Origin of the sequence: Aeribacillus sp. FSL K6-8210 (assembly GCF_037963925.1) — a bacterium.
Lineage (GTDB): Bacteria > Bacillota > Bacilli > Bacillales > Aeribacillaceae > Aeribacillus > Aeribacillus composti.
This window is the reverse complement of the sequence record NZ_CP150172.1, coordinates 3887716-3900391: the sequence shown is the minus strand read 5'-3', so window position 1 is coordinate 3900391 and position 12676 is coordinate 3887716. Positions and strand designations below refer to the sequence as shown.

General features: G+C 39.9%; 13 protein-coding genes and 1 pseudogene. 10 read left to right on the top strand and 4 right to left on the bottom strand.

Annotation, left to right across the window (positions count from 1 at the left end; all coding sequences use genetic code 11):
- Nucleotides 1-175 precede the first annotated feature (175 nt).
- Complete coding sequence (locus tag NSQ41_RS18850; protein ID WP_066251373.1) at nucleotides 176-1642, top strand: nicotinate phosphoribosyltransferase; 1467 nt, start codon at nucleotides 176-178, stop codon at nucleotides 1640-1642.
- Nucleotides 1643-1703: 61 nt separating this feature from the next.
- Here the strand turns inward: NSQ41_RS18850 and NSQ41_RS18845 are convergent, their stop codons facing one another.
- Complete coding sequence (locus NSQ41_RS18845; protein WP_066251370.1) at nucleotides 1704-2513, bottom strand: bifunctional hydroxymethylpyrimidine kinase/phosphomethylpyrimidine kinase; 810 nt, start codon at nucleotides 2511-2513, stop codon at nucleotides 1704-1706.
- A gap of 200 nt (nucleotides 2514-2713) precedes the next feature.
- Between NSQ41_RS18845 and NSQ41_RS18840 the strand changes: the two genes are divergently transcribed.
- The gene (locus NSQ41_RS18840; RefSeq protein ID WP_157727879.1) at nucleotides 2714-3286 is read left to right on the top strand and encodes a TetR/AcrR family transcriptional regulator; all 573 of its coding nucleotides are present in this window, start codon (nucleotides 2714-2716) and stop codon (nucleotides 3284-3286) included.
- Nucleotides 3287-3368: 82 nt separating this feature from the next.
- Nucleotides 3369-4316, top strand: a complete 948-nt coding sequence (locus tag NSQ41_RS18835) for an SDR family NAD(P)-dependent oxidoreductase (protein WP_339210669.1) — start codon at nucleotides 3369-3371, stop codon at nucleotides 4314-4316.
- Between the two features lie 138 nt (nucleotides 4317-4454).
- Here the strand turns inward: NSQ41_RS18835 and NSQ41_RS18830 are convergent, their stop codons facing one another.
- Both NSQ41_RS18830 and NSQ41_RS18825 read right to left on the bottom strand, forming a co-directional pair.
- Nucleotides 4455-5090, bottom strand: a complete 636-nt coding sequence (locus NSQ41_RS18830; protein WP_063389070.1) for a L,D-transpeptidase — start codon at nucleotides 5088-5090, stop codon at nucleotides 4455-4457.
- Between the two features lie 206 nt (nucleotides 5091-5296).
- Nucleotides 5297-5454, bottom strand: a pseudogene (locus NSQ41_RS18825) (UDP-glucose 4-epimerase GalE); the annotation flags it as partial.
- Nucleotides 5455-5838: 384 nt separating this feature from the next.
- Here NSQ41_RS18825 and NSQ41_RS18820 point away from each other — a divergent pair.
- Nucleotides 5839-6522 carry a uracil-DNA glycosylase gene (locus tag NSQ41_RS18820; protein ID WP_063389069.1) on the top strand — a complete coding sequence of 228 codons (684 nt, stop codon included), beginning with the start codon at nucleotides 5839-5841 and terminating at the stop codon, nucleotides 6520-6522.
- A gap of 693 nt (nucleotides 6523-7215) precedes the next feature.
- Nucleotides 7216-7389: a hypothetical protein gene (locus tag NSQ41_RS18815; RefSeq protein WP_235600485.1), complete on the top strand. Its 174-nt coding sequence runs from the start codon at nucleotides 7216-7218 to the stop codon at nucleotides 7387-7389.
- A 212-nt stretch (nucleotides 7390-7601) separates the two neighbouring features.
- Here the strand turns inward: NSQ41_RS18815 and speE are convergent, their stop codons facing one another.
- Nucleotides 7602-8450: a polyamine aminopropyltransferase gene (gene speE / locus NSQ41_RS18810; RefSeq protein ID WP_094244739.1), complete on the bottom strand. Its 849-nt coding sequence runs from the start codon at nucleotides 8448-8450 to the stop codon at nucleotides 7602-7604.
- A 151-nt stretch (nucleotides 8451-8601) separates the two neighbouring features.
- Here speE and NSQ41_RS18805 point away from each other — a divergent pair, with 151 nt between their 5' ends.
- The 5 genes from NSQ41_RS18805 (at nucleotide 8602) to NSQ41_RS18785 (ending at nucleotide 11926) form a co-directional block, all read left to right on the top strand.
- Entirely contained in the window at nucleotides 8602-8907 is a 306-nt protein-coding gene (locus tag NSQ41_RS18805) for a YwdI family protein (protein WP_144597606.1), read from the top strand.
- Nucleotides 8908-8987: 80 nt separating this feature from the next.
- Complete coding sequence (locus NSQ41_RS18800; RefSeq protein ID WP_063389063.1) at nucleotides 8988-9359, top strand: DUF423 domain-containing protein; 372 nt, start codon at nucleotides 8988-8990, stop codon at nucleotides 9357-9359.
- A gap of 324 nt (nucleotides 9360-9683) precedes the next feature.
- Nucleotides 9684-9800, top strand: coding sequence for a cytochrome c oxidase subunit 2A (locus NSQ41_RS18795; RefSeq protein ID WP_232515720.1), 117 nt, complete (start codon nucleotides 9684-9686; stop codon nucleotides 9798-9800).
- Nucleotides 9801-9815: 15 nt separating this feature from the next.
- The gene (locus tag NSQ41_RS18790) at nucleotides 9816-10289 is read left to right on the top strand and encodes a cytochrome c oxidase subunit II (protein WP_094244737.1); all 474 of its coding nucleotides are present in this window, start codon (nucleotides 9816-9818) and stop codon (nucleotides 10287-10289) included.
- On the top strand, nucleotides 10286-11926 hold the full coding sequence (locus NSQ41_RS18785) for a b(o/a)3-type cytochrome-c oxidase subunit 1 (protein WP_094244736.1): 1641 nt from the start codon (nucleotides 10286-10288) through the stop codon (nucleotides 11924-11926). The genes NSQ41_RS18790 and NSQ41_RS18785 overlap by 4 nt, the downstream gene beginning before the upstream one ends.
- Nucleotides 11927-12676 lie beyond the last annotated feature (750 nt).

Here is a 12676-nt window from a genome sequence, read left to right as displayed (position 1 = left end):
AAAGATCTGATAGATTGCAAGGAAGCTTGAAGGGGATGCCTGCTCTGAAAGGTTTCAAATTTTTGCTGAACAGGCTTCATCCATCTATCATCGCCGCTAGACACAAATGGGCCTCTTGGACATTTCAACATTCCGTATGGAACAGACAGCGATTAAATATTATGGGGGTTTCATGATGATGAAAATGTATAATGATGATAGTTTGATGCTCCATACCGATTTATACCAAATCAACATGGTCGAATCGTATTGGAGGGATGACATCCACCAAAAAAAGGCAGTTTTTGAGTTGTTTTTTAGAAGACTTCCTTTTGGGAGCGGTTACGCTGTTTTTGCCGGCCTGGAACGAATTATTGATTATATACAAAATTTCCGCTTCACAGAAGAGGACCTTGCTTATTTAAGGGAAGAGCTGAATTACAAAGAAGATTTTATCCGTTACTTGGAGAACCTTCGTTTTACCGGCACGATTCGGTCCATGAAAGAAGGAGAGCTTGTATTTGGAAATGAACCGATTTTGCGTGTGGAAGCCCCTCTAGGGGAAGCGCAGCTTATTGAAACAGCTCTTTTAAATATTGTGAACTATCAAACGCTTATCGCAACAAAGGCTTCAAGAATTAAACAAATTATTGGAAATGAATCAGCGCTTGAATTTGGAACAAGAAGAGCCCATGAGATGGATGCAGCTATTTGGGGAACCCGTGCAGCTTATATTGCCGGCTTTGATGGGACAAGCAATGTCCGAGCAGGGAAGATTTTCGGAATTCCTGTTTCCGGAACCCACGCACATGCATTTGTTCAAACGTATCGTGATGAATATGTTGCATTTTGTAAATATGCAAGTACTCATAAAGACTGCGTTTTTTTGGTGGATACATATGATACGCTTCGCTCCGGTGTTCCGAATGCCATTCGGGTTGCAAAAGAATTTGGCGATAAAATTAATTTTATCGGTATTCGCCTTGACAGCGGGGATTTGGCTTATCTGTCCAAAAAAGCGAGAAAAATGCTTGATGATGCTGGTTTCCATAACGCAAAAATTATAGCTTCGAGCGATCTTGATGAACATACGATTGTCAATTTAAAAGCTGAAGGAGCGAAAATCGATGTGTGGGGAATTGGAACGAAGCTGATTACCGCCTACGACCAGCCTGCATTGGGAGCTGTGTACAAATTGGTTGCCATTGAAGGGGACGACGGCAAATTAGTCGATACAATAAAAATTTCATCAAATCCGGAAAAAGTGACAACACCAGGCTTGAAAAATGTATATCGAATTATCAACAACAAGGATAAGAGGGCTGAAGGAGATTATATTACATTACATTTTGAACAGCCGCAAAAAGAAAAGCGGCTGAAAATGTTCCATCCTGTCCATACATTTATCAAAAAATATGTAACCGATTTTACGGCAAAGGATTTGCATCACGATATTTTTGTTGATGGCGAGCTTACGTATGAATGTCCTTCATTGGAAGAAATCCGGTCATATGTAAAAGAAAATTTGGAGCTGTTATGGGATGAATATAAACGCATTTTAAATCCTGCCGAATACCCTGTTGATCTGAGCGAATTGTGCTGGGAAAATAAAATGAGAAATATTGAGGAAGTAAAGCAAAAAGTTAAAAATATGGATTATTAACATGAAAAGAGCCGAACGAACAGCCACAATGGTCGTGAGCTAATCGATTCGGCTCTATTATTTATTCGTATAATCTTAATGCGGCATGACAAGTTGGGCCGACATATTGATTTAAAGGAAAGGAATGGCGGATGGCTGCTGTAATAAACTTTTTGGCGGAATAAACGGCTTCTTTAACCGTTTTGCCATTTGCTAGTTCAGCTGTAATCGCGCTTGAATATGTGCACCCAGCACCATGTGTATAGGTTGTGTCGATTCGTTCGCCTTCTAGGATTTCAAAATCCTTTCCGTCATATAAAACATCAACAGCATATTTATGTTCAAGCTTTCCGCCGCCTTTCACCAAAACATATTTTGCACCAAGATCATGAATAATGGCAGCTGCTTCTTTCATTTGATCGACCGTTTGAATAGTACCTAACCCGCTCAATTGCCCTGCTTCAAAGAGATTTGGAGTAATAACCGTCGCGACTTTTGTCAGAGAATTGCGAATCGCTTCCGCATGGTCGGGATAAAGCACTTCATCTGCCCCTTTGCATACCATGACAGGGTCGATGACCGTGTTTTTTAAATTATATTTTTTAATTGTATCTGCTGCCAGCTCGACAATTTCTGCTGTCGGGAGCATTCCGGTTTTCATGGCATCTACACCGACTCCCTCTATAATCGTTGCAAGCTGGGCCTTTATGGTATCGATTTCAATAGGGAATACTTGATGCTGCCATCCGTTATGAGGATCCATTGCTACAATTGTAGTGACCGCAGTCATTCCATAAACTCCGTATTCTTGGAACGTTTTTAAGTCCGCTTGTAAACCTGCTCCACCGCTGGAATCGGAACCTGCGATCGTCAAGGCTTTTTTCATTGTCATTTTGTTACCTCCATCCAGCTGTAAAGATTTTATAACAACATTATAGCAGTTTGTACCATAAGAAGAGAAAAACATTTGCTTAAAAACAAAAAAAGGATTAAAATATAATTAACCATCGGTTAATAAATAAGAATGCAGCTAAATGCCAACACGCCAAAATCAGAGGCACGCTTGTTGTTGTTAAGAAAGGAATGGAACAATTGGCTCCTAGAAAAAAAGACACTGAATTAACGAAAGAAGCAATTATGAATGCTGCTAGAGAGCTTTTTGTCATAAAAGGATATGAACATGTTTCCATGCGGGAAATCGCCAAAGAATTGCACTGCACACATGGAGCGCTTTATTATCATTTTCAAAATAAAGCAGAGCTTTTTTATAAAATTGTGCAGACGGATTTTCAATTTTTAGACGGGCTGTTAGAAAAAGTGCTGCAAGCCTCGTATTCTTCTAAAGAAGAAGCTGTAAAAACGATCTTGTTAAAGTTTATTGAATTCGGGCTGACATATAAAAGTCATTATAAGCTGATGTTTTTAACACAAAATCTCGAGCTTGATATGCTGATGGAGCAAGAGCCGAATAAGTCATATGAACGTTTTGCGCAGGCTATTTTTCAGTTTGCTCCAGATAAAGCAAATCCAACAGTCATTTGGTGTTTGTTTCTTGCAGTAAGCGGTTTTGTAACGAAATATGTACAGACCGATGCTGAGTATAAAGATATGGAAGGACTTGCTGAACAATATGTTGCTTTTTTAATCAAAGGATTTTTAAGTTGAAAAAAGTAATAAGCACTTAAGCTTATTTACTTTTTTGCATATTATTGACCAATGGTTAATTTTAAGATCGGAGGTAAAAAGGATGAAAAAAGCGGTTATTTTAGGTGCATCAGGCGGAATGGGCTACAATTTAGTTTATGAATTGCTGAATAGAGAGAATATTGAGGTTGTCGCCGTAGCCCGCAATACAGAAAAAATGAAAAAAATGTTTCACCGTTTGAACGATCGCGTCAGCATTGTCGCTGGAGATGCCCTCCATCGATCCAGCATCTTGCAAGCATGCGAAGGTGCGGAATGGATTTTCCATGCCATTAACATACCGTATCCGCAGTGGGATAGAGATCTACTGATCATCATGGAAAATGTGCTGGCGGCAGCAAAAAAAGAAAAAGCTAAGCTTGTTGTCGTTGATAATATTTATGCATATGGACGGTCAAATGGAAAAACAATGTCCGAGACTGATCCGAAAAATCCTCATACTAAAAAAGGAAAAATACGATTGCGGCTTGCTGAAATGGTGGAAAAGAGCGGAGTAGACTACTTGATCGCTCACTTCCCCGATTTTTACGGTCCATGTGGGGAAAAAACATTGTTGCATCATACGTTAAAAAAAGTTGTCCAAAATAAACGATCTCAATTTATCGGGGATTTAAATATACCGAGGGAATATATTTTTTTGCCGGACGGTGCCAAAGCTTTAGTTGAGCTTGCATTAAGGGACGATACCTATCATGAGCACTGGAATATACCGGGGGCGGGAGTTATTTCCGGACGGGAAATTATTCAAATCTTGAGGGAAAAGCTTCAATATGAAAAGAAAGTAAGTGTTGTCACGAAATCGATGATTTATTTTTTAGGGTTATTCAGCCCGATGATGAAGGAAATGGTTGAAATGATGTACTTAGTCGAAGAGCCTGTCGTATTATCGGGTGAAAAATTTGAAAAAAGAATCGGGCCGCTGCCAAAAACTCCTTACGAACAAGGCATCATCGCAACTGTTGATTTTATGAAACATCAAGAAGAAGCGTGATCACTCCCGATGTTGCAACTGGCTTCGCATGGAACGGAGAGACTAAATGCTCAATACTTTCCCGATTTCGTCTAATTCAGCAAACCTTTTGAGTGGAACGGAGTAATTCAGCTGCTTGCTCCGTCTCCGCCCCATGGTTTATTGTTTAGCAAAAGCTCCCTGCGGTGAATACATATTTTCGGGTGATTTCGTTAACTGTTCCCTTTCAAACAGCACTCTTCCATTCCGAATAGTGACAGGAACCCCTTGTTCAGTATAATATCCGTGCTCTTTTGCAATAACGTCAAAGCTTTTATTGGATTTTAGAATAATGACTGGCGTATGCAGCTCAACTTTTTCAAAGAGCCAGCGAATTTCGGCGTTATGCATGCGGACACATCCGCTGCTTGCATACGTTCCAATCGATCTTGGATTATTATTGCCGTGAATGGCAAAATTGTTTCCATAATATCCTAAAGCATCAAGACCAAGCCAGCGATCACCCAATGGATTTCTCGGGTCTCCTCCTGGAATCTTTTCTTTAAAATAAGGGCGGTTTTTAATTTTTGTGACAATGGGGAAAATGCCTTCTGGAGTTAGCTGAGCATATTTTCCTGTTGCGACATGAAATACTCTTTGAAGAATTCCGTCTTCAAAAAATGCCAGTTTATTTACGCTCTTGTTTATTATGATCAGCTGACCATCAATCTTTTGTTCAGCTGCAACTGGTGATGAAAGAATAAAAAAGAAACAAGAAATAAATGCGATACCTATATAGATTTTCTTTATGCTCATATGTTTTTAAACCTGTCCTTTCTGTTCATTCTCTTTATAAAATTATGTGCTTATGCAAAGAACTATTCAAAAAAAGCTGCAATTACGAAAAAATTTGTAATCAAAAAGAAACATAAATAATTTTTTTGTGAACTTGAATAAAGGAGTAAGCAAAAAAATTATTTCCGTCGTGTGTATCGACATCAAGCTAGAAACCTCTTCTAGCAAATGATTGGGATGAGGTGTGCCTCAGGATCATGACCCTCGCCTAAAATGCCTTCCTTATGGGCGTCTGCCACATTAAAGCATCGAGAGGGGCAGCATATTTGATGTCGTAGGCCTTGTCCGTCTGTTTCAGCATTTTTTCAATGACGAGCTTTGTCTCATTTGGCTATTCGGTAATAGTTAAAAATGAATGGATATTCCGTTTACCTGCGAGTTTCTAACAGACGAAAATCAATAGAATCGTCAGAACATTTGCGTTATCTTGGAGCATTACGGCTTGTTTAAACGTGATAAAAATGCATCAAATGTTTTTCGTACATTTAGGGCACCAAGCTTCTCACTTTATAATGGGAACGGCAAAAAAGTTGATATTTCAGTCTTTACTGCGATTTTTGCCCTCTTGCTTCTGTCGAAAGCCTTAATGTTTCATGTGGAACATTTTGCAAAATATTAGCGACAGCTGTCACCCTTTGACAAAAAAAGCCGAATCATCATAACATTAAAAATAGTGATAGATCAGTAGAAGCTAAGAGGGTGGCAAACGTTGAAGCAGATTTTAAAAAATGATTGGTGGGGACTGTTGAAAGAAGAGTTTGAAAAGCCATACTACAAAGAGCTGCGGGAATTTTTGAAGCAGGAATATGCCCATCATACGATTTATCCGGATATGTACGACATTTTTAATGCTTTGCATTACACGCCTTATGAAGAAGTAAAGGTTGTCATTTTAGGCCAAGATCCGTATCATGGACCAAATCAAGCACATGGATTAAGCTTTTCCGTAAAGCCGGGGATTGCTCAGCCGCCGTCTCTGAAAAATATTTTCATCGAGCTTGAGAACGATCTCGGCTGCAAGCCTCCAAACCACGGTCATCTTGTCAAATGGGCGAAGCAAGGTGTTCTATTATTGAACACTGTGCTGACGGTAAGGCAGGGACTAGCCAATTCTCATAAAGGAAAAGGATGGGAACAATTTACCGATCGAGTGATTAGCTGTTTAAACGAGCGAGAGCGTCCAGTCGTCTTTATTTTATGGGGAAGGCATGCACAGGCGAAAAAAGAAATGATTAACATGAATAAGCATTTTGTCATTGAGTCGCCGCATCCATCGCCATTTTCGGCAAACAGAGGCTTTTTTGGCAGCAGGCCTTTTTCTAAAGCAAATCAATTTTTAAAGTCCATCGGATCAGAAGAAATTGACTGGTGCATCAGCGATAATGACATTTAATTGCTGCCTGCCGTTTGCGTGATATGTGGAAACATGAAAAAGGGACTATCCAAAAATAAAACGGATGAAGAAACATCATAAAGTTTTTCTTCATCCGTCTTTTTATTTTTTTGGAGATTCTGTTGAAAGTGAATGATTTTCCGGACGCTTTCAATAGATTGTGTTCCATGGCCACAATTCCAACTCCGTTTGGACTTTCGAAAGCCCTCGAAAAGAAAATCTGCGGAACGACCGATTGCCTTTAATATGACGGGGCGCACTTTCTGCCTCGGTTTTTCTTCAAGAATAGATTTGTGCACACTCGTCGGACAAAAGGCTCTTTTTTCGGATACGATGCTATGAAGAAGCCGCTTGGAGCCACAGCTATAAGAATTGGAGCTAAAGCCATTGTAGAAGTGATTCTGATCTTTCGTCCAGTTGAAAGAAAAGAACAGGAGGAGATCGAGTATGGATGATAGAAATAGCTCGGAATGATTGAAATTTTTTAGAATCAGGTAGAAAGGTTAGATAAAGAAATTTATAACTTAAATTATTAGGTAGAGCTTTTAAAAATCTATTAATAAAGATTATTGGTAATCAAAAGATATCTCCTGACTTATTATTAATATTGATTACGTTGCTCTGAAAAAAGATTTAAATGGTGAGGAGCGGGCAGAGATCGCATTTTTCCTTCTCAAAATTCAAAAAGAGTATATGCAAGAAGGTAAAGTGCCTAGTCTAGAAGAATTTCATTCCAGATTGATTGAGGTATTAGGCGTTACCCAAAATGAAAAAGCAGAATATCCAATTCAAATCTCAAAACAACTGCTTCAAAAATATGAGCAAATAGGCGAATTCCCAGTTGCAAAAGAGATTTTATCTAAATGAGAGGTGCTTTACCATCGCCTCTCACTTTTTGCGTTTCTTTAAGCAAATTCTCGTCTTTGTCTGATTGCAATATTATGTACTTTATTTTGCAGCACACAGTTCTTTCTTAATTGTTCGTTTGACGCTTGCATTTTTACTAGAAAGTATGTTTTTTTGTCAAAACAAATAGAGGCCCAAAAAGCCAACTTTCAATGACTTTTGGGCCAGCTCCATTATTTCAATGCTTGCTGCAAAAACTCAGGAAGCTTAAAGCACCCTTCGAGAATAGCTTGATTTACATATTTTGTATCTTTCGAAAAATTGTCCGACTTTACATCTTCATATTTTTTCGATCCGATTGTAAAGCTCCATAGTCCTCCCGGATATGTAGGAACAACAGCTGTGTATAGTTTTGTAATCGGGAATAAAGATTGAATATGGCTATAAGACCGTTTTAAAACATCCAAGTGGAAAACAGGCGATTGACTTTGGCATACCATGAGGCCATCGTCTTTTAACGCTTTATATAGGTTGGTATAAAAATCTTTTGAAAACAGCTGTTCTGCCGGTCCAATCGGGTCAGAAGAGTCAACAATGATCACATCGTATTCATTTTGTTTGTTTTCTACATATTTCACGCCGTCAATAAATAAGAAATTTACGCGCGGATCGCTTAAGTTTCCTGACACTTCAGGCAGATGCTCCTTGCATGCGGAAACGACAAGCTCGTCAATTTCCACCATATCGATTTCCTTCACTGAATCATATTTGCACACTTCTCTGGCAACACCGCAGTCTCCGCCGCCGATGATCAGCACTTTTTCCGGATTTGGGTGGAGATTGAGCGGGACATGGGAAATCATTTCATTATATATATGCCCATCAATAGAAGTGGTTTGCACAACTCCATCTAGCACTAGCATGCGGCCAAAATCATATGAATCCAATACCATAACATGTTGAAAAGGGGATTGCTTTGAAAAAAGCACTTCTTTGATTCTATAGCTGATTTTTAAATTTTCTCTTTCATCTTCTGTTAACCATAAATCGCCGTTTATTGTTTGCAAATATTGATTGTCCATCTGCAGGCCCTCCTTGTGCTCAAAAATTCCTTACTTATTGTAACAAGTTTGTTATGAAAAGTGAATGAAGCAGACAAGTTTGTCAATAAGGAAAAAATCAAATATGATAAAAAAAGCAAGATCATTATCTTTCAATAAGGAGCGATAGGAGTTGAATATACCGGTCTCAAGCATAATAGGAAAAATGGAGGAGGAACTGAAAAAGGCAAAGGCAGCAGGAACACCTCATGATCTAAAAGCCCGGCTTCTTGTCATCCGTTCTTTATGTGATGTTATTTTGGATCAACAAGAGGAAAATTATGATTTTTCAGCTAGTCAAGAGCCAAAAAGCGAAAGTGAAATAACTCCATTAGAGCTGGAAAAAATGATCGGAAATGCAAACAGCAAAACGCTGACAATGAAAGAACGTTTGTTGGTCGAAGACGATGCAAATGGAGAATCTATTTTTGATTTCTAACAAAATCTTGTCATCTGTAAAATCTTCATTTAAAAAAAACGGACGATAAGGTAAGATGAAGGGAAAAAGGGGTGAAGATGATGAAAATATTTTTCATTCTTGGAGCCGTCGGTGCTTTTTTGTCTGTAGCTTTAGGAGCATTCGGCGCCCATGGTTTGGAAGGGAAAATTCCGCAAAAATATTTGGAGACATGGCAAACAGGTGTACAATATCAAATGTTCCATTCGATAGGCCTTTTTGTCACGGCTCTGTTTTTGCAGCAGCATCCGCAGGCAGGCTATGCAAATTGGGCCGGGTGGCTGATGCTCATCGGTATTCTCCTGTTTTCCGGAAGCCTGTATATATTAAGTGTGACGCAGATCAAAGTGTTAGGTGCAATTACGCCGCTTGGAGGCATTTCATTTTTAATTGCATGGGTTCTTCTTGCTGTTGCTGCAGTTAAATATATGTAAATATAAACGTCTGTCTACTATATCGGGACAGGCGTTTTTTTGTGCAAAGAAATGAAAGGGTGACCTTCTTAACCGATTCAAAGGTCATAGCCAGAGCTTCATCCAAAAATGTGTCCCGTTCATTTTGGCTCCTAGCTTCCTAATGATAGAAGATTCAGTGTGAATGCAATGTTTTTTGTTCAACATACTGTCAAAAAGTACTATGGAAAATGTGATTTTTTTCACAGATTGACTAACGTAAGCTAAACTACAATTTTTTTAAAAGAAGAAAAGGTGGTGTTATGGGTGGCAAAAGAATTCATCTCCGATAAAAAAGAGCAGGAAATTGCTCAAAAGAAAGAATATTCGTTATTTGGCACTTTTTTATCTGTTCTTATGCTGGCTCTTTTTTTAATACTTTCTTGGTTTGGAGTTTACTACTTATTTATTCAACGATTATAAAGGAGGGGGATCATCTTGCATTTGCACAAACTTGAAAAGGTTTGGCTATTAATAGGTATAGGTACGCTTGTGATGTTTTTAACAATCGTGGGCATCAGTGCATTTGCACAAGGTCATCATCCGCCGAGTGATCTGACCACATTGGATCCGCAAAAAGTCGATACGACAGAGCCGTTTAATCAACCAGGCTTAAAGAAAATTGGAGACAACGAATACGAACTTGTTATAGTTTCTCAAGCTTTTGCCTTTATGCCGAATGACATAAAAATACCGGAGGGAGCAAAAGTTCATATTATCGTGACAAGCAAAGATGTTGTTCATGGCCTTGAAATCGTTGGCACAAATGTCAACATGATGGTGACCCCGGGACATGTGAATTCGCTTACACATACATTCCATAAACCCGGCAGCTATTTAATAATTTGCAACGAATATTGCGGTACTGGGCACCAAATGATGAGCACGAAAATTGAGGTGACAAAAGCATGAAAAATACAGCGCTTCACCCAAACGATGGAAAGCTGGCGCTCGCCCATATTGCAGTTGGTTATATTGCATTGTTTTTAGGAGCGATTGCCGGGTTATTGCAGGCTTTTGTTAGAAGCGGAACGCTTGAGCTTCCGGCAGGGATCGGGTATTATCAGCTTTTGACTGCTCATGGCGTTTTGTTGGCACTTGTTTTTACAACATTTTTTATCATTGGTTTTTTATATGCTTCCATGAGTCGGACGACAGGTGATTTAACTCCGTTTGCCAAAAAGGCGGGTTGGATCGGCTTTTGGCTTATGACGATTGGAACAGCGATTACAACGGTTATGATCTTATTAAATAAAGCGACCGTTCTATACACTTTTTATGCACCACTTAAAGCATCGCCATGGTTTTATATCGGTCTGACGCTTGTTGTAGTCGGCAGCTGGGTAAGCGGAGCTGGCATGTTTAGCCAATACGCTGTCTGGAAAAAGAAAAATGAAGGAAAACCGTCTCCTCTATTAAGCTTTATGGCAGTTGCCACAATGATTTTATGGATCATAGCAACATTGGGCGTAGCAGTAACGGTATTATTCCAGTTTATTCCTTGGTCCTTCGGGTTAGTCGATAAAATCAATGTGCTGTTAAGCAGAACACTTTTTTGGTATTTTGGCCATCCATTAGTGTATTTCTGGTTATTGCCTGCCTATATGTGCTGGTACGTCATCATTCCAAAAATAATAGGCGGGAAAATTTTCAGCGATTCGCTTGCAAGACTGGCGTTTGTACTGTTTGTTCTTTTTTCCATCCCAGTCGGCTTCCATCATCAAATACTAGAGTCTGGGATCACTCCGTTTTGGAAGTTTTTGCAAATTGTGTTGACGTTTATGGTCATTGTTCCATCTTTAATGACAGCTTTCGCTTTGTTTGCAACATTTGAAATAAGCGGAAGAGAAAAAGGGGCCAGCGGACTGTTTGGCTGGGTGAAAAAACTTCCGTGGACAGATGTTCGCTTTTTTGCACCGTTTATGGGAATGCTCGTTTTTATTCCTGGCGGAGCAGGCGGAATCATTAATGCAAGTAACCAAATGAACCAAGTCGTTCATAACACTTTATGGGTAACAGGACATTTCCATTTAACAGTGGCCACCACTGTAGCGTTGACGTTTTTTGGTATTTCCTATTGGTTGGTTCCTCATTTAACAGGCAGAACGTTAACACCGCGATTAAATAAATTAGGGATCATTCAAACCGTTTTCTGGTGCATCGGTATGTTCCTAATGTCAGGAGCCATGCATACAGTTGGTTTGTTTGGAGCTCCTCGGCGGACCGCTTATACAACATATGGAGACCATCCGCAGGCGTTGGAATGGATGTCTTATCAAACTATCATGGCGGTTGGCGGAGCCATCTTATTCGTTGCCATTTTGATGATTCTTTATATTGTTATAAATTTGGCAGTGGCTGCTCCAAAAGGAACGGAAGAATTTCCAGTTGGTGAAGTTCATGAAGATGCGGAAAAAACACCATTGCTTCTAGAAAATTGGAAAATTTGGATCGGTCTGTCTGTTGTGCTAATTGTAATCGCTTATACAGTACCGGTCATCGATATCATTGAAAATGCACCAAGTTCACCGGGATTTAAATTCTGGTAGAAGAAACTGGGCGTTGAATTTTCACGCCCGGTTTTTTTATGGTGCGCCCGGCATGTACATGAACTATAGGGTGTAAGTCCCGAACCCCGAAGACAGAAGTAGAGGTTAGCCAAGAGCAAGGGTGTCCGTGGTGACGCGGAATCTGAAGGAAGCTGGAGGCAAAACACCGGTCCGAGGAACACGAACCTCATATAAGGCTAGGTATGATTGAGTGAGTTTGCCAAACAAAACAAAGCTCTTTCTGTCGAAGGTCATATCGAGTAAATGAGGCGGATAGATGGTGTGAAAGTGCATGTACTTACCCGGGGAGGTCTGGCGGATAGGTGAAATGCGCTTCATAACCTACTTAGTGATAAGTAGCTGAACCGTCAGAAGTCAGCAGAGGTCATAGTATTAGTTGGTCTAGAACAACTAAGAAGGACCGAACAATTAAGAGAGAATAGCCCTTGGCATTCAGTGAGTCATGATGAACACAGAAAACGTAGTACCTCACTTGAGGGAGGAAGCGGTGAATCCCGTGGGAGATCTCTTGGAGGGTGGAGTGACCACTGGCATAAAGAGAACAGCTATTCACGGAAGTTATAAAGACTTGCGTCAATTATCTTAATTGAACCGCCGTATACGGAACCGTACGTACGGTGGTGTGAGAGGACGGGAGTTAATCGCTCCCTCCTACTCGATTGCGCCCGGCATGTACATGAACTATAGGGTGTAAGTCCCGAACCCCGAAGACAGAAGTAGAGGTTAGCC